Below are 15,931 nucleotides of genomic sequence, written 5' to 3' on the forward strand. Positions count from 1 at the left end.
GGGCACTGGGTTCGGCAGATGGTCAAGCGGTCGGCGAGCCGCTGTCGTCTCGAGTGGTGAGCGTCCCGCGCAGCTGCAGCGCCAACTCATCGCGCTGCCGCACCGCCGATGTCATCGTGGATCCGGATCGACAGGTAATCGTCGTGCCCGCTGAGTGACCAGGGAGCGATGCCGGCGAAGGAGGCAATTGTTTGCCGGTTGCCCCAGGCCAGCAGGTCCGTGGCAACTCGATCCGCAAACGCTTGGGCGTCCGCTTGGGCAGCAGCGCTAACGGCGCCGCCAAAGTGCTCGACGTACCAGGCCGAGCGGATCGATCGCCGCTCGGGGCTGGTCCCGGTGTTGTTGACCGCGGGGGTGAGTTCATAGGCGCCGTAGCGATCGGGCCAGTGATCATAGACGAGCCGGCAACTGATCCGCGGCGACCGAGCGACAGTGCCGCGGTATCGATCGGGCCAGCGTGTCTCGAGAAGTTCGGCCAGCCGTCCCTCGTGGTCGAGGCAGACGGGTTGGCCGGCATAGGTGCAGGAGAACGCCACGGGCTGCCCCCGCTCAGATCCCAGTCAAGCACGGTCGAGAACCGCATCCGCATCGCCGCGGCGACAGTCTCGCCGACCGGCACGTCATGCGGATCGTCGCAGGAGAGTGGCGACAGCATATCGCGAAGCAGCGGCTTGTCGCCGTCGTGCGGCTCCCAGTTCGGATCGGCCAGCAGCGCCCTCAAGATCCCGTGCTTGAGATACAGCAGGCTCGGCGCATCCCCCGCCCGATTCTCGCCAGCGATCTTCCGCCACTTCCGCCGCGGCCGATCGGCCGGCGTGACCACCAGCGGCGTGATCACCAGCGACCCATCTTCGACCAGCGTATCAGCCCCGCCGCCGGCAAAGAATTCCGCCGGAAACCGCCCCGGCCCCAGCGAAACCGTCACCGCCAACCGGCGGCCCGGAATGGAAACCGGGATCGGCTGGTCCGCAAGCCAGCAATTCGACTCGTCGAGCTCATCGATCTGAGAAACCAGTCGCTCGACGACCGAAGTCAGAATGCGGTCCTGAGTGGTCCGACCGCGAAGGCAGTCGTTGAGAGGCACAAGCGTTCCCCGACTGACGGAAGGAACTGCTCGGGTCTCGATGCAGCGGGTGAAATAGTCGCTTATTGTAGAACTCAGCACATCAGAGTTCCAGGCGACATGATCAGTCGGCCGCCCGTGCAGAGTCCGCCGGCCGAGGCTCCCGTATCGCTTTGGACGACCGTTACTTCACCATCGCAGGGCGAAGCCGCCCGCCCTAATCGCTTCCTCGGCGGCTTTACCTATGGCATTGGCACGTTATCGAATACAACTTCCAGGTGCCTATCTTTCACGCCAATCCCGAATCGCAGTTCAGCCGTCTCAGATGCTCGAATGTCGCCCGAATATGTAAAAACCACCACCACAGCATTCTCAGGTTTCTCAACGGCGGGGGGCACAGTCGGGAATATTCCTGAGGCGAGCGGTTTGTAATCAAGTGCCATCGGGGCGGATTCGTAAGATCTGCTGACGAATGAACGACCATCCACGCGAACGTTGATCGGCTTGATCAAATTCCCTCCGTCGTCCGTTACGACTTTGAGGTGGTACTGATGTAATGCTTCTCCTTCAATCTTTGCATCCCCGATTGCTTCGACCAACGCTGAAACTCTCAGCCACGGTACAGCGTTGCCGCCGTGCTCCCGCCCTTTTACAGGATCGAAATCTTGCTGATTGAGGAACGCCACGCCCTTTGTGATTCCAAGGAGAGTAACGCGGTTGTCGCGAATGCTTTTGGTGCTTTGGTACTGCGAAATATACGACTGCGCTGCATCACCTGGACTATCCTCCGCATAGCCGCTTGAAAAAAAGGGATGCGAAGGTCGCAAGAAGTAGTACTCCGCGCATCGCGCAGATTGCTTTAGGACGCGAAATGTCGCCGGTGAGGACAGTTTGCATGGACGTAATACCAGTTGTTGGAGGATAAGTCATCGGTATTGTGGAGGGAGAGCGACTGATCCGGAAGGGCTAACAAGTCGAGCCATCAGCTGATGCCCATCACTCACGTTCCTCGGCGGCCGAACGGCGATGATCGTCCGGTCGCGGTGGAGAATCTTCTACTTGTGCATGCCCGGTTACCGTGACGCAGGTGCATCATCGGCGTTCGCCGTTCAGCGGAGGTATGCGTAAATACGTTCGGATAGGAGACGAGGCCATTCGTGACTAAACATAGCGGGCGCCGATCGTAAAGATTCAGTCAAGCCCAGCGTTGGCACCAGGTCGGTGGTTGCATCCAGCAAGATTCGCCCGCCTCGTACGACTCAAGGTAGCGCTGCATGTCTTTTTTGTCGTCGTCCTTGGTGGCGAGGGAGAGGGCCTTCTTCTGAAACGAGATCGCAGACTGGAAATCGCCGTGTTCCGCGTGAACGGCAGCGAGGCAGCCGAGAAAATCCGCGTCCCTGTAGTCCGTGAGTTCACATGCTTCAGTGATGAGCTTCAGCGCGCGAGAGCCGTCGCGGTAGCTACTCCGCGGGCAAATCGCCAAGAACTCGGCGAGCACAGCACGGCGTTGCGCCGAATGAGGATCGAGCTCGAGGGCTCGCTCGTAGTCAGCGAGTGCTTTCGCGTATTTTCCCTTGCGTCTCCAAGCGACACCGCGACTGGTGTAAGTGACGGCGCTCGTAGGATCGAGGTGGATCGCTTGCGTGAAATCAGCGATCCCCTTGCGGAGCTTGCCGAGGCACACCCAAGCGTTGCCCCGGTTGTGATAGGCGTCCGCAGACTCGGGATCGTTGCGGATAGCGAGATCGTAGTCCGCGATCGCTTTTTGGTAGTCGCCGCGATTTTGCCAAACGAGACCGCGTGTCATGTATGCCCTAGCGTGCTGAGGGGCGAGTCGAATCGCTTCAGTAAGGTCCTCGATCGCGTCGTCGTGCAGTCCGTTCAGGTAACGGCAGCGACCACGGTTGTAGTAGCAGCGAGGGAGGCAGTTCTCCTCAAGGCCGCGGAGGATCGCTTCAGTGAAATCCGTGATGGCGAGGTTGTGCTTACCCTTTTTGCTGAAAGCCAACCCGCGCATGTAGCGTGCGTCACCGCGGTCGGCGTTCCCGTCCAGCGCCTGATCGAAGTCCGCGATCGCATTGTCGTAGTTTTTCTTCGCATACCACGCCCGGCCACGCCGGCTCAAAGCGTTGACGTCGTCCGGATCAGCTTCGAGCGCCTCTGTGCACTCCGCGATGATCTCGTCGTGTTCTCGCTCGTTCTCAGTCATCACACAGTTAATCCAGGCCATCAACGGAACCCACTCGTGACGCCGCGGTTCGCGTCCAACGTTTGGAGTTGCCCTCGATGCGCTATTCAAGGGCATAGATCAGGTCTGACTGCCGCTTGATTTCGGCTTCACAGTAAATCCTCGCCGCTAGCGCGCCAGCGGCAGCATCCGCACAATAGCCTGTTGGATCGATAGGATCATCACATGCCGTTTCTTTTGAGTAGATGACAGCATGTAAGAGGTCTTCGACTGACCGTGCAGCCTCGGTCACTTGATACGCAACAATGCCTGCAGGTGATGCATTGTGTATGTTGTTGCATGAGTCGGTTTCGTTGTAGGCGGCCATCGCGCGTTCGAATGCATGGCTGACCTTTGGCACGAGTTCCTTCACGGCGTCGATAGAGCATTGTCCATCAAGCCACAGTTTGACGGTACGGACGGCGCGTTCGGTGCACAAGTCAGTGGGATCGAATTTCCTGTAGAAGTGAGCGACGCTAGATGCACAGTTGTACGCAAAGAAAATCTGTTCGCGTTCCGAACGACGCTTCAGGATGGGTTCAAGTCCCCGGGCGTAACACTCCGGATCAATTCCGCGGGATTCCGGGTTAGCGTTATTCATTTTGGTGGGTAACGGTTCGGATAACGCGGCCAAGATTTGGCTTGACCGAGCGAAGCACGCCGACCGGCGCTTCCCGCTCGCGTTCATCCGCTCGTTATTTGCTATTTTCTGGGCTCGGGGCGAAATGTGCACTCACCGTGGATGGCTTTTGGTTCACATTCTCTGTCAGTTTCTCGAGCATTAAGTCATGGCCCGGAAGTTCTGCCTCAAGCCGACGGCGTAAGGACTCTTCTGGTTCCCCATGCTGGCCGTGGACGACGACGCCGGTGAATGTGAAAGAGACATCCAGCGAGAACTCAGCGGCGTTGTCAAGGCACCCGCTCGAAACGATGCGAAACAACTGTCCGTTACGGTCGAAGATATTGAAGTCTCCAGACCGAACGCTTTCTAGTTCATCCCGGTGCACGAGTGCGTACGGCCCACCAGTCTGTGGGTTCTGCCAATTCACCCATCGGCGTCTTTCGCCTTCTAGGCCTTGCCAGCGATTCACATGGAGTCCTAGGCCATTGAAAGATACTCGCAACGGTGCGTGACCAGGAGAATCGCATGTTCCGACGATGTCGATATGCCATTTGATGAAATTTGGCTGACCATGAAAATTTGCCCATTCGGGCGTATTCAAGACACCAGAAATCGTCGCCTCGCGTACGGAGTGAGTGACGCCCGCGAACACGAACTTGTTTGGCTTGCAGCTCAACGGAGACAAGTCCTCGCCGAAGGTCGCGTTGCAGCAAACGAGAAGAAGCGTTGCGATCGAAATAAAGAGTCGGCTGGCCATGGAGGTCAGTGCAAATAACGGTACGGATTACGGGGCGGAGGCCCACCAAGACAGACTCAAAAACGCGTCACCCGCCGCTCCCGAATATCCGATTGCTCGCCGTTTTCTCCAGCGAGAGCGAGCATTGGATCGCGGGACAGCCATTGCAGGCCAGCGAGGCAATATTGGCGTCAACAGCTTCGTCTAGTGGGACGGCGGGTCCGAATTGGCGATTGAGTATGGCACAGCACCTGCCAAAGTCCTCGCCGCCCCAGAATGCATCGCATACAAAGTCATTGTCCGGAAAACAACGAGCGCTTCGAGCGTCGAACGTGGCGGCAATCGCGAGGAATGCGTCGAGGCAAACATGACGAAGTGGTTGGATGCTCAAGAATCCGCGCCAACGCGCTCCAGTGCGTACATGCACCGCGTATGGATTGATATCGACGAAAAGCGGGCCTGGTCCGGTGTAACGCTGATAGTCCCTCGTTTCCGGTGGCGGAAACGTCGGTTCGGCGGTCCAGTCGCCTACAGAACTCGGTTGCGGGTTTCCGGTCGCGAAATAGGCCTCCACGGCTCGAGCAGCGGGCAGCGCTGTCGAGAGTAAGCGTAACACGCGAACGCGATCCGACCATTCAGGAAGGCGGTGTGGCATTAGGATGTTGATCCGCGTTCCCATGTGGTGTGACTATCGATCGGCGAACTTGTTCATCACCGGTCGGACCGGCGAGAATGGTGGGATGCGGACTATTGTCACCAGTACAGTGTGTTGTTCTCGCTGGTTGATGATATCGTAGCCACGAGTATTCTCGCCGGTTGCCGCACCCAAATCAACAGCTTGGGGGGCCATCCTTGCCCCGCCGGGGCGGATGCTTTGGGGGCGGTGAAACAGGGAGCGGGAGACGCGGTTCCCAACGGCACGCCGATCACACTGGCGGCTCCCACTGGAGATGGGCGTCCGCATCCGTGACGGCCGACAGCAGCACCGAGTTCGATTCAGGGGCGGTGGCGTCCATCGGGATGGAGCCGGCTCGCAGCTTTTCCTGTGGGGTTGGTGGGCGGGAGAGGGCGTAGGTGTAGATGGCTCGGATGGCGAAGCTTCTCGAGGCTTGGTCGGCTTCAATTTGCGGGGCGCTGGTGTCGATTTCGGTGCTGATGAGGACTTCGCGGATGCCGCTGGGGTCGACGAGTTCGGCGGCGAGGGTGGGGAGCGTGGGGTGTTTGCCGGCTCGGACGGCTTCGATCGCCAGGACTCGTTTGCAGACGCCGGCGTGTAGGCGGACGATCGCACAGGTGTCGGCGGTGGGGCTCGCCTGAGGGCCGGCTAGCGGCAGCTGGGCGTAGCCGTGGTCGGTGACGTATTTGTTCGTCAGGCTGTAGCTCGTGTTCGGGTAGGTGTAAATCTCGGTGCTGCGTCGCGGCATGGCTGTCCCTGCGATTCCGGCTAGGGCTCTTGCCCGGTTTGGGCTAAATTAGGGCGGGCCTGCGGCCGGCGAGTGCCCTTCGGGAGTGCGGCGCCGGGGTGCGGGCAAGACGCCATAGGCCAAAGAATCGATTTTTCTTTATAAGAGCGCCCATAGCTCAGCTGGATAGAGCAACGGACTTCTAATCCGTAGGTCGAAGGTTCGAATCCTTCTGGGCGTGCTTTGGTTTTTTGGGCGGTACGCCTGGCGGTGACGGCATTCCCGTCTGTAGAGGGGGGGGGGCTCGGGGCGAAGCGGGAGCGAGACGGCTCACGGTTGCTTGCTGGTTGCCTGGTCGCCTTCGCCGGCATCGCTGGGACGGGCGATCCCGTCACGTACCAGCACTTCTTTTGGGTTTACCTGGTTTTGATATGCCGCGGAGACTCCCTTCACGCCGTCGCCGGCCTAGTTCTCGAGGCTTGGATCGTGCTGCCGATGGACCGCCGACTGCCAGCGGGTCCAAACAGGGAAACCGGAGCACGCGTCGGACGGGGCGAACCGAGGGGGGGCGGGCTCCAGCGCGGGGCGCCGAGCCCCGGTCGGGGAGGCGGCAGGCGCGAGAAAGGGGCGCGCGGCGGCGGGGGCCGGGGGTTGCCGCTTATCGCCGCGGGGCGGAGTCGCGGCTGCAGCGGTTTCGCCAAGGCTCGGTGCTGGCCGTGGCGATGACCGCTTTGCTGCTGATGCTCGGTGGAGGGCCGGAGGCAACCGGCCAGGAGGCGACCGGGCAGGAAGTCGACGCGCTTGAGCAGCCGCTCGAAGTTCCCGAGGATCCGGGTGACGCGTTGGCTCAGGGAGTAGAGACGATCGGCGAGCTGCTCCAGGTGATGTATGGGCTGCTGCCGAAGCTGCTCATCGCCGCGGTGCTGATCATCCTCGCGGCGCTTCTGGGAAAGCTGCTCACGTGGTTGTTGCGGAAATCGTTTCAGCAGTGGGAGCGTGGCGAGGCAGTTGCGGCGCTGACGCGGATCGGGCTTTATCTTCTCGCGATCGCGGCCGGTTTGAGCGTGATTGCTGGCGATGCCCGGGCAATGCTCGGTTCCGTAGGATTGGTCGGTTTAGCGCTGTCCTGGGCACTGCAGACACCGATCGAGAGCTTTACCGGTTGGCTGCTCAATTCTTTCCGCGGCTATTACAAGATCGGCGACCGCATCGAAGTCGGTGAGGTCTTTGGGGATGTCTACCGAATCGATGTCTTGACCACGACCGTTTGGGAGGCGGGAGGCCCCGGAAAGTCTGTGAGCGGGGCGCAGCCGACCGGAGCGATGATCACGTTTCCAAACTGGGAGGCGCTGCGATCGAATATCGTCAATTACAGCCGCGACTTTCCATTCGTATGGGATGAGGTCACCGTCGGCATCGCGGGCGAAAGCGATCTCGTCTACGCCATGGACGTGCTTGAAGAGACGGCGCGGCGGGTCATTGGCGAGCGGATGGTCGGTGCCGCGAAGGACTACGAGGCACTGCTCGCACGGGCTCGGCTAGCGTTCGATATCGCCAGCGAGCCGCAGGTATTCGCTTCGCTCGCCGAATCATGGACCGACTGCACGATTCGCTATCTCGTCCACGCTCGAGAGCGGAGACGGTGGTCGACAGCCCTGATCGTCGCGCTGTCCGCTGAGATTGCTCGGGAGGAGCACGCCGGCAAAATTATTCCGGCTGCTCCCCGAACACAGGTGACACTTCTGCAAAAACCGCCAGGGCAACCTTCATCACCCGGGCAGTGACCGGCTAGGCTCACAATGAGTTGACAAACTCATCGGCTTCCCGCTCGGCTCGATCTTTCTCGTAGCCGTAACGTTCTTGAATCTTACCGGCGAGCTGATCCCGATTTCCCTCGACCACCATCAGGTCATCATCGGTCAGCTTGCCCCATTTAGTTTTGGCTTTGCCCTGGATCTGTTTCCAGTTGCCTTTGACTTGGTCCCAGTTCATCGCACTTCTCCTGTACAAGGTTCAGCGAGAAACCAGCGGAAGCATCTATCGCCACTGGGAGTACGGCCAACGAGCCGTAATGACTTGATACTCCCGCTCTGCAAGAACTGCGATGCACGCGGCGTGCCAGGAAAGCGGCCCAAATGGAGTTGCTTTTTGCTCGGTGAGGGTTGCGCTACTTTCGCGGAGCGAAAGGCGACTAGGGCGCGTCGGGTTTGACGATCGGCGTCTCGTCGGTGTTGCCCCACTCGCTCCAGCCGGCGTAGTAGTTCTGCACGGGAGCGGCCCCCATCAGTTCCATGGCAAAGGCCATCACCGAGGACCGTCCGCCGCTCTGGCAGTGGGCGGCTGCCGGTTTGTCGAGCTCGACGCCCGCTTCATCGAACAGCGTTTGCAGTTCGTTGGCTGATTTGAACCGCTGGGTTTGGGAATCGATCAGATCGCTCCATTCGAGGTTCTTGGCTCCAGGGATCGCTCCGGCTCTGCGGTTTTTCCTAGCGTCGAGCCCGCAAAACTCCGACTCCGAACGAGCGTCGATGATTTGCAGGGACTGGTCGCTGAGCGAGTTGAGGATCGAGCTTTTGGTCGCCAATCGTTGTCCCGTCGGTTTGACTGGAAAGGGAGCGGCCTCGGATGGCTCGGGAATTTCCTCGGTGATTGGTGCCTCCGCGGCCTTCCAACTCGCCCACCCGCCGTTGAGCAAGCGGACGTCTCGAAGACCCCAGAAGCGGAGGATCCACCACACGCGAGCTGCATCCTTGGAGGAATTGTCGTCATACACGACGACCTGCGCCTGCGGCGTGATGCCGAGCGCGCCGATCCGCTCCGACCAATCGCCCGCATCGATGCTGGGGTCGAACGTTCGTTCCCACTGGCTGGTGTCGATCCACCGGCTGCCGGGGATGTGTCCTTTCTCATACTCCTCGCGAGGGCGGGCGTCGAGAAGGACCACGTTTTCGGCTTCCAGAGCTTTCTGGACCTCCGCGGGTTCGACGAGAAGTTCCTTGCGCGGATAGGAAACGTCCTCCGCGATCGCGGTATAAGCCCCGCTGGAGACAAAAAGCAGCGAGGCGAGCAGGCTGGATGTGAATCGCATGGGTCGAGTCCTTGGAATGGAGCGAATGCGAAAAGGCTCTTAATGCATTGTCGCGGTTGGGGGCTGGGTTGTCGAATCGAGCCGGACTGTTTAGGTGGTCAGCGCTACCTTGGACTGGTTCGGAGCAGGACGGCTCGCGGAAAAATCGTTTAACGGCAAGCCGAAGGCGACTGTGTTTCAAAAAGCAGTCGCCTTCGGCTTGCCGTTAAACGACTTGGTAGCCAACTGCTGGGCACCACTGACTTTATGGCAATTCAGCGTGAGAAAGTGGCGCTGTCCAGCTAGGTACCTTTGGTGGAGCGAAAGGGGAGTGTGGTTGGGCGACTTTCGCGGAGGGGAAAAGGGGGGGGTGCGCAACTTTCGCGGAGCGAAAGGCGACTATGGCGGAGGGGGAGGGGGACTTTGGGAGCGGATTTGTTGCGATGGCAGCGGGCGGCGGAGATACTGAAGCGGACCGCGCAGGATGCCCGCGGCGAATCCTCCCATTCCTGCCAATCGAATTCGACCAAGAGCGCTCCGATGTTCAGAAACCGATCGTGTTTGTTGGCCGTAGGCGTCGTTGCTCTGCTCGCCGCGGCGGCTGGTGCCGCGTCTCCCGATTTGATCGTCCATGGGGGCAAGATTGTAACGGTCGACGAGGGCTTTACGATCGCCGAGGCCTTTGCGGTCGAGGGAGACCGGATCGTTGCGGTGGGAGGCAACGATGAGATTCTGGCTCTCGCCGGGCCGGAAACGCGGCGGGTCGACGTGGAAGGGAAGACGGTGCTTCCGGGGTTGATCGATTCGCACGTGCATCCGACCGGGGCATCGATGTATGAGTTCGATCATCCGGTGCCGGAAATGAATTCCATCGAAGAAGTGCTCGACTACATTCGGTTGCGGACCGAGCAGGTGGAGCCGGGCGAGTGGATCGTCCTCAGTCAGGTGTTCATTACGCGGCTGGAGGATCAACGGTTTCCAACTCGGGAAGAGTTGGACCGGGTGGCTCCGAAACATCCTGTCTACTTCCGGACTGGACCCGATGCGGCGGTCAATTCGCTAGCGCTGGAGATCAGCGGAATTGGCGAGGATTACAAGATCACCGACGACGGACCTGGTTATCTGGAGCGGGACCCTGAGACGGGACGATTGACGGGGATTCTCCGCAGTTGCACGAGGCTGGTCACGCCGCGGGCCAATAGTCGAGCGGCCACGGAGCTCGACCGGCGAGAACGGTTGCGGGCGCTGCTGGCTGACTACAACTCGGTGGGAATCACCAGCATTGCCGATCGCAATGCGAGTGATTCGGCGATCGATCTGTACCAGCAGTTGAAGGACGAACGGGCCCTCACCTGCCGCGTTTATTGCTATTACGGCGTGAACGCTCAATTGCCGATCGAGGAAGTGGAAGAGAAGATTGCCGAGGCAGCCTCCCATCCGGCGCACCAGTACGACGAGATGCTATGGGTGCGGGGGATCAAGGTCTTTCTCGACGGTGGCATGCTGACTGGCAGCGCGTATATGCGAGAGCCGTGGGGTGTCAGCAGTATTTATTCGATTAGCGATCCCGACTATCGAGGGCTGCTATACATTCCTCACAGTCGTCTGCTCCGGATGGCCCGGGCTGCCTTGCAGAATGGGCTGCAGTTTACCGCGCACTCGGTCGGCGATGGCGCCGTCCATGCGTTGATCGATGCCTATGCTGAGATCGACAAGGAATTCTCGGTCCGGGAGTCGCGACCGAGCATCACGCACTGCAATTTCATGAGTCCGGGGGCAATCAAACAGATGCGAGAATTGGGCGTTGTCGCCGATCTGCAGCCCGCCTGGCTGTGGCTCGACGGAAAAACCTTGACCAGGCAATTTGGCGAGGAAAGGCTGGCATACTTTCAGCCCTACCGGAGCCTTGCCGAAGCAGGGGTGATCGTTGGAGGTGGATCGGACCACATGCAAAAGATCGGCAGTCTGCGCTCGGTGAACCCCTATAATCCGTTTCTGGGTATGTGGATCACGCTGAAGCGGGTGCCTCAGGGAGCAGATGAACCGCTGCACCCAGAGCAGCAGACCAGCCGTGAGCATGCGATCCGGTTGTACACGATCAACAATGCCTACCTGACCTTTGAAGAGCAGACGAAGGGGTCGATCGAGACCGGAAAGCTGGCCGATTTCGTGGTCCTCAAGCAAGATATTCTGGAGTGTCCGCTCGATGAGGTGAAGGACATCGAAGTCGAGCAGACGTGGCTCGGCGGCCGGAATGTTTTCGAGGCGCGGTGAGGAGCATGTAGATTTCGTTATCCACGCCTTACGGTTCAAAGGTATTCCGGAGATGCATTGGCCGGTCCAGAGCGGGCCGGTTGCCGGCCGCGTTAGCCCCCTCACCCCAGCCCTCTCCCCCAAAGAGAATCGCGAAATTCTCAAAGGGTGAAGGTCGAGCAGTCGCCGCGATTCTCTTCGGGGGAGAGGGGGCAAAGAATTACACCAGCCCCGGGGGGAGGGTGAGAGAGAAAACCGGACGCTAGCGCGTGGCGGCTGATTTAACACACTGTTCTGTCATGGTCTGTTGCAACTTCCAACGCCACAAGAACTTGCGACAGATCTACCCAAACGCATGAATAATCCGGACTAGTGCGTGGCGGCTGGGGGGTTGGAATAGCACACGGCCAGCCAGAGGGTGGGTTTGTTTGGCGCGGTCCACTCGACGCGATGCTTTTGGTGAGCCGGGATATTCAGATAATCGCCCGGCTGCATCACTCTCGGCTGGTCTTCTCCGGCGATCCACAAGCCGGCTTCACCGGTGAGCAGGAGCACCCATTCGTGCTCGTCCTGGTCGTACCAGAAACCGGGCGGACTGGCTTGGCCGGTGGAGACGATTCGCTCGATGCGGACGTGCGTCCCCTCGGCCAGGACTTCGACAATTTCCTCGGGGAGACTCGTCTGAGGTGCAGATGGCAAGCCAGCGAACAGGTTCGACATCATGTCGCCCAGCTGTAATCCTGCTGCTTCTTGAAGCCATCCAGCCGTAGTGTCCCGTCGGCGAAAACGTTGAGTAGCGAGAATGCGTTGTTGGCCGCGCCTGTGCCTTCGACCATTGCTACGAGAGTGACGTAGTGGATGCCGGCGATGTGGTTGTAGTCATTGCGATGGCTGTGCCCTTGAAAGACGGCGAGCACGTTTCCGGATCGTTCGAGGATTTGGCGAACCGCTGGAGCATTCTTCACGCCATAGTGGTTGCTGACGTCGAGACGCTGGTGCGCGAAGACGATCGTTTTCTTTGAAGTCGACTGCAGGTCTGCGGCGAGCCATTCGAGTTCGTCGGCTGGGATGTTCGGGTCGGTCCACTCGAAATTTTTGCGTCCGTAGGGCTGTCCGTCGCTGCGGAAGCAGGAGTCGAGCACGACGAAGTGGAAGTTCCCGGCGTCGAAGGCATAGTACGATCGGGGCTGTTCGACGACGTCCAAGAACTCCTGCTTCGTCAGTGTGAAGACGCAGTGATTGCCGAGCACGTGATGGCGGGCATCGCTGATCGAGGCGAATTCTCGGTGGATCTTTCGCAGGTATTCCGTTTCTTCAGCAACCGTGTCGGCTGCGTCGATGAAGTCCCCCAGTTCAACAAGGAAGTTTGGCTGAGCGACTCTGAACGCGTCCCCCGCTTCGGCCAGTTTGCTCGGGGTCTCGCGATAGAACCGGGTGCCGGCTGGCGGGCGGTCGGCGTAGTGCAGGTCGGTAACCAGACCGATCTGCAGTTGGGGAGCCGGCTGCGGGGTTTCGGCGAGCAGGCGAGATGCAGCCCATGGCGTTCCGATGGCTGTCGCTGCGCCGCTCGCCGCAGCTAAAAAGAGCGAGCCGTCTTGAAGAAAAGCCCGCCGCGTCAACGGATGGGCGCTGCTGGAGCTGAGTGCAGTCATGGGTGGGATGCCGCGGGCGGGCCGCGTCGCTGGTAGGAGGACGCTGGATGGGAGAGGCCGGTTGGTCTCAGGTCGCTCTATTATGCCCCGCCTGGGACTGGGATTGAACTGCGATGTTTGGCGGAGCGTCATCCGGTTGGTGCTCCTGGAGCGCCTCCTCGAGTTTTCCCGCATCGAGCGCTTGCTGGGTTTGCTCCTGCGTCGAGCCTTCGATTTTGCGCGTCGCGTGGAGTGGCGTCCGATCCTCCTGCTCTCGCCGCTCTTTGAGGACATGGACGAGGGCTTCCGGTGGGATCAGTCCATGGTCAACGGCGTGCTCGGCCATCGCGAAACTGTCGGCAGCGAGCAGGAGATTGCTGCCGGCGGCGATGACTTCGGCCGCGAGTTCTTCGATTGCTTTGGCTCGCGCCGGCTCGCGGCTGACGTTTCGGATGTAGGTCGCCAGAACCCGTCCGGGATGCTCGTGAATGACGCGAAGGTAGATCTCTGGATCGTGTTGGCCGCTGTCGCCGATCAGCACGAAGGGGAGGTCGCTGTAGAGAGCAAGCATGCGGCGGATCAAGGTCAGCTTGTGATCTTCCGCTCGGCGGGGAAGAGGACGCTGCAAGGTAAGGCCCCACTCCCGCAGGAAGAGGATGGGACCGACGGGAATCCGATGCAGGTGAAAAAATTCCACCAGCACCTCGTAGATGCTCCAAGGACCTCGCGAGACGTAGAGCATGGGGTTCAGTTCGTCGCCGGCCAGGCCGTGGTGGAGCGACTGGTAGAAGGCGGCGACACCCGGGAAGGCGACGCGGCTGCGGGGGCCTTGGACAAAGAGTCGCCACATCATCAGCGCTTTATTGACGACCCCGGTATACATCACCGTGTCGTCGATATCGCTGATGATTACCCGCCGCGCGTTCTCCGGAGGAACGAAGAACAAGCCTTCAGCTTTGTTGGCACTCGCTTCGGGGCCGGCCAGTTCGAGGTCGAGCGAATGCCAAAGATGCTTCGACCGCAGCGGCTGGGAGAAGTGCATGTGGATTGAAAAGTAGCCATCGCGGTCGGTCCGCACTCGCTGTTCATCGCTGCCAAAGCGAGCGATGACGACGGCGTCGCGAACACCCCGGCGGACGAAGCGGCGAAAGATGTCGAGAAGATCGCGACGCGTGGTTTGCTTGGTCACCGACTGGCCGAGGCCGGGTTGCCGAAAAACGCGGCCCATCATGTACATTTCGCGGCTCGACCCGTAACCCCGATAGGGCTGGATTAGTAATCCACCGCGGCCGCGATCTTTCTGGACCGGGCGTGCGATCAGGTGGAGCAGCCGGCGGAGCGCCCGTCCGCTGCGCTTCAACACGTTGCGGGTTTTCATCAGCTTGGGGTGGCGGTGAGCGGAGTTTGCTTTCGCAGGTAAAGCAACTCCTGCGCCGAGCAACCGCCCAGCCCCCCGGGGCAACGCCACGGAACCCGCGGCTAGCGCCGTCGGCTCAGGAGAACCCGCGGCTAGCGCCGTCGGCTCAGGAGTGGAAGAACCCGCGGCTAGCGCCGTCGGCTCAGGAGTCGAGGGCAGTGGGTTCGCGGCTGGGCGGGGCCCTTGCGCGGCTGCGGATTCGCACTATGCTTGAGCCGCATTGCCCAACCTCATCTCCACCAACGGGGTCAGACCAACGTGAATTTCGAAGATCTGCAGTTTCCCGAATCGTGGCAGCGGTGGCGGGACTACTACCTCCCGGACGATATGACCGCTCGCTGGTTCACGGCGCTGGCGGTGTTTTTGGTCGCGGTCGCTGTGATCTCGATCGTGTTGAAGGTCCTGACGCGACAGGCCTCGCGGTTGGCGGCCCGGACGACGAGTGTGTGGGACGACGCGGCGGTCGACGCGCTGCGCGAGACCCGGACCTGGTTCATCGTGGCGGTCGCGGCGTTCTGCGGCAGTTTGATGCTTGGGCTCCCGGCACGAACCCAGGAGGTGCTGCAGGTCATCATCGTGCTCGTCCTGCTGCTGCAAGCCGGGTTTTGGGGCAACTCGCTGATCGGCGCCGCTGTCAGACGGTATACGGAGCAGAAATCGGTAGCCGATCCGGCGGCGGCCATGACGCTCTCGGCCCTTGCCGTGCTCGGAAAGATCCTGCTGTTCGTCGTGCTGGTGCTGTTGGCGCTCGACAATCTCGGCGTCGATATCACCGCTCTGATCGCAGGGCTCGGGATCGGCGGCATCGCGGTCGCGCTGGCGGTGCAGAATATCCTCGGCGACCTGCTCGCCTCGTTGTCGATCGTGTTCGACAAGCCCTTCGTGCCAGGCGACTTCATTACCGTGGGCGACAAGATGGGGACCGTGCAGAGCATTGGGTTAAAGACGACGCGCTTAACGAGCCTCTCCGGTGAGCAGCTCGTCTTCTCCAACAATGATCTACTTCAGAGCCGTATTCAAAATTACAAGCGGATGCGAGAGCGGCGGGTGGTATTCGCGATCGGAGTCACGTACGAAACGCCGCGATCGCTCCTGACCACCATTCCTCAGGTCCTTCGCGAGGCAGTAGAGCAGCAGGAAGAAACTCGCTTCGACCGCGCCCACTTCAAAAGCTTCGGCGATTTCTCATTAAATTTCGAAGTTGTGTACTACGTGCTCACGCCCGATTTCGCACGCTACATGGACATCCAGCAAGCAATCAACCTGGCGATCCACGAGCGGTTCGAAACGCTCGGTGTCGAATTTGCCTACCCGACCCAACTGCTGTATGTGAAGCAGGAGGGGGGGCCGGGGCTCGTGCCGCGCGGGGCGTAAGTGGTTCGTTGCGCAATCGTTTAACGGCAAGCCGCAGGCGACGGTGTTTTAAATAGCAGTCGCCTGCGGCTTGCCGTTAAACGATTTGGGGATCTAGAAAAGCAGTCGCCTGCGGCTTGCCGTTAAACGATTTGGGGA

At 60.4% G+C, this 15,931-nt stretch carries 14 protein-coding genes and 1 tRNA gene; 4 read left to right on the forward strand and 11 right to left on the reverse strand.

Annotated elements, in window-relative coordinates:
- Positions 1–22 precede the first annotated feature (22 nt).
- The 6 genes from GNK13_RS16060 to GNK13_RS16085 all read right to left on the reverse strand — a co-directional run bounded on the left by GNK13_RS16060 (position 23) and on the right by GNK13_RS16085 (position 6,072).
- On the reverse strand, positions 23–1,084 hold the full coding sequence (locus GNK13_RS16060; protein WP_164103574.1) for a hypothetical protein: 1,062 nt from the start codon (positions 1,082–1,084) through the stop codon (positions 23–25).
- Between the two features lie 221 nt (positions 1,085–1,305).
- A complete protein-coding gene (locus tag GNK13_RS16065) occupies positions 1,306–1,890 on the reverse strand; it encodes a hypothetical protein (protein WP_164103575.1) in 585 nt (194 codons plus the stop codon).
- Between the two features lie 368 nt (positions 1,891–2,258).
- The gene (locus tag GNK13_RS16070; RefSeq protein ID WP_203329093.1) at positions 2,259–3,272 is read right to left on the reverse strand and encodes a tetratricopeptide repeat protein; all 1,014 of its coding nucleotides are present in this window, start codon (positions 3,270–3,272) and stop codon (positions 2,259–2,261) included.
- An 82-nt stretch (positions 3,273–3,354) separates the two neighbouring features.
- The gene (locus GNK13_RS16075; protein WP_164103577.1) at positions 3,355–3,891 is read right to left on the reverse strand and encodes a hypothetical protein; all 537 of its coding nucleotides are present in this window, start codon (positions 3,889–3,891) and stop codon (positions 3,355–3,357) included.
- Between the two features lie 94 nt (positions 3,892–3,985).
- Positions 3,986–4,669: a hypothetical protein gene (locus GNK13_RS16080; RefSeq protein ID WP_164103578.1), complete on the reverse strand. Its 684-nt coding sequence runs from the start codon at positions 4,667–4,669 to the stop codon at positions 3,986–3,988.
- Positions 4,670–5,574: 905 nt separating this feature from the next.
- Positions 5,575–6,072, reverse strand: a complete 498-nt coding sequence (locus GNK13_RS16085; protein ID WP_164103579.1) for a hypothetical protein — start codon at positions 6,070–6,072, stop codon at positions 5,575–5,577.
- Between the two features lie 146 nt (positions 6,073–6,218).
- On the opposite strand from GNK13_RS16085, the gene GNK13_RS16090 reads away from it, so the two are divergent.
- Both GNK13_RS16090 and GNK13_RS16095 read left to right on the forward strand, forming a co-directional pair.
- Positions 6,219–6,292, forward strand: a tRNA-Arg gene (locus GNK13_RS16090).
- Between the two features lie 481 nt (positions 6,293–6,773).
- Positions 6,774–7,835 (forward strand): mechanosensitive ion channel family protein, encoded by a 1,062-nt coding sequence (locus GNK13_RS16095; RefSeq protein ID WP_203329094.1) that lies wholly within the window; start codon positions 6,774–6,776, stop codon positions 7,833–7,835.
- Between the two features lie 10 nt (positions 7,836–7,845).
- Here the strand turns inward: GNK13_RS16095 and GNK13_RS16100 are convergent, their stop codons facing one another.
- Positions 7,846–8,043 (reverse strand): CsbD family protein, encoded by a 198-nt coding sequence (locus tag GNK13_RS16100; protein WP_164103581.1) that lies wholly within the window; start codon positions 8,041–8,043, stop codon positions 7,846–7,848.
- A 199-nt stretch (positions 8,044–8,242) separates the two neighbouring features.
- On the reverse strand, positions 8,243–9,139 hold the full coding sequence (locus GNK13_RS16105) for a sulfurtransferase (protein ID WP_164103582.1): 897 nt from the start codon (positions 9,137–9,139) through the stop codon (positions 8,243–8,245).
- A gap of 519 nt (positions 9,140–9,658) precedes the next feature.
- On the opposite strand from GNK13_RS16105, the gene GNK13_RS16110 reads away from it, so the two are divergent.
- The gene (locus GNK13_RS16110; RefSeq protein WP_164103583.1) at positions 9,659–11,392 is read left to right on the forward strand and encodes an amidohydrolase; all 1,734 of its coding nucleotides are present in this window, start codon (positions 9,659–9,661) and stop codon (positions 11,390–11,392) included.
- A 348-nt stretch (positions 11,393–11,740) separates the two neighbouring features.
- On the opposite strand, the gene GNK13_RS16115 is transcribed toward GNK13_RS16110, so the two are convergent.
- From GNK13_RS16115 to GNK13_RS16125, 3 genes are all read right to left on the reverse strand, one after another.
- Positions 11,741–12,091, reverse strand: coding sequence for a cupin domain-containing protein (locus tag GNK13_RS16115; RefSeq protein WP_164103584.1), 351 nt, complete (start codon positions 12,089–12,091; stop codon positions 11,741–11,743).
- Positions 12,091–13,023, reverse strand: coding sequence for a metallophosphoesterase (locus GNK13_RS16120; protein WP_164103585.1), 933 nt, complete (start codon positions 13,021–13,023; stop codon positions 12,091–12,093). Before GNK13_RS16120 ends, GNK13_RS16115 begins: the two co-directional genes overlap by 1 nt.
- Before the next feature lie 67 nt (positions 13,024–13,090).
- Positions 13,091–14,380, reverse strand: a complete 1,290-nt coding sequence (locus GNK13_RS16125; RefSeq protein WP_164103586.1) for an App1 family protein — start codon at positions 14,378–14,380, stop codon at positions 13,091–13,093.
- Between the two features lie 297 nt (positions 14,381–14,677).
- Here GNK13_RS16125 and GNK13_RS16130 point away from each other — a divergent pair, with 297 nt between their 5' ends.
- Positions 14,678–15,793, forward strand: a complete 1,116-nt coding sequence (locus GNK13_RS16130; RefSeq protein ID WP_203329095.1) for a mechanosensitive ion channel family protein — start codon at positions 14,678–14,680, stop codon at positions 15,791–15,793.
- Positions 15,794–15,931 lie beyond the last annotated feature (138 nt).

Source organism: Candidatus Laterigemmans baculatus, from assembly GCF_010367455.1.
Classification (GTDB): Bacteria; Planctomycetota; Planctomycetia; order Pirellulales; family Pirellulaceae; genus Laterigemmans; species Laterigemmans baculatus.